Annotated in this window: 1 protein-coding gene; it reads right to left on the reverse strand. The window is 64.4% G+C overall.

All coding sequences use genetic code 11. The annotated features are described in order from the left end of the window. A partial coding sequence (locus QHF83_RS53385) for a transposase (RefSeq protein ID WP_282425894.1) occupies window positions 1-563 on the reverse strand: 563 nt, incomplete at its 3' end. Window positions 564-744 lie beyond the last annotated feature (181 nt).

Genomic DNA, 744 nt, shown 5'->3' on the forward strand with positions numbered 1-744 from the left:
AACACGGGCGCGCCTGCGCAAGCCGCGATCTCTTCGGCCCTACGGCCGAGAACCATGGCGGCGGCGGAAAGCAGCTTCGCCGTGGCGCGACCGAGCAGATTGAAGGTGTCTTCGACGCGCCCTGCGCCCTCCAGCGGCCTCGAATCGACGCCGATTCGTAGCGTCTTGGGTAGCTTCTTCCAATCGAAGCCTTTCGTCTTCTTGGCGAGCTCGACGGTGCGCTCGAGGAGGCGAAGATCCATGTCGTGACGGATCAGCCGCTCACGGAAGCTTTGCAGCGTGCCTTGCGCGAAGGCCGGTTTCTTGGAGCCGAGCATGCCGAGCACGAGTTGCCACCGCCGGTCGTCGACCATCGAGTCGATAGCCTCGGCGTCGGACGCGCCCGTATACGCTTGCAGGAGCAAGACCATGCATACGAGCGCGGGGGGCACGGGCATCTTGCCCTCGCCTGTATCGCGGTACATTGCCGCGAGCTCGTCCTGAAAAGCCTCGTCGAAAAGCTCCGCGCGGTGCAGGCGCAAGAAGGCGAACTGCCGACGGCGCTTGCCGAGTCGGTCCAGCATCTCCTGCTCTTCCGCGGTGATGAGCGGGCTCGGGGTCCAGCGGGGAACGGTCGTCAACACAGGAATCCACTCCGTCGGCTGGGCGAGCCGCGCGCAGTGGATCATGCCGGAAGGCGCGTGTCGATCCCCATCGCACAAGTCCTTGAAATGAGATGGGAATTGGAACTGATCGGCGCTCTAG

This window comes from Polyangium sp. 15x6, from assembly GCF_029960785.1.
Classification (GTDB): Bacteria; Myxococcota_A; Polyangia; order Polyangiales; family Polyangiaceae; genus Polyangium.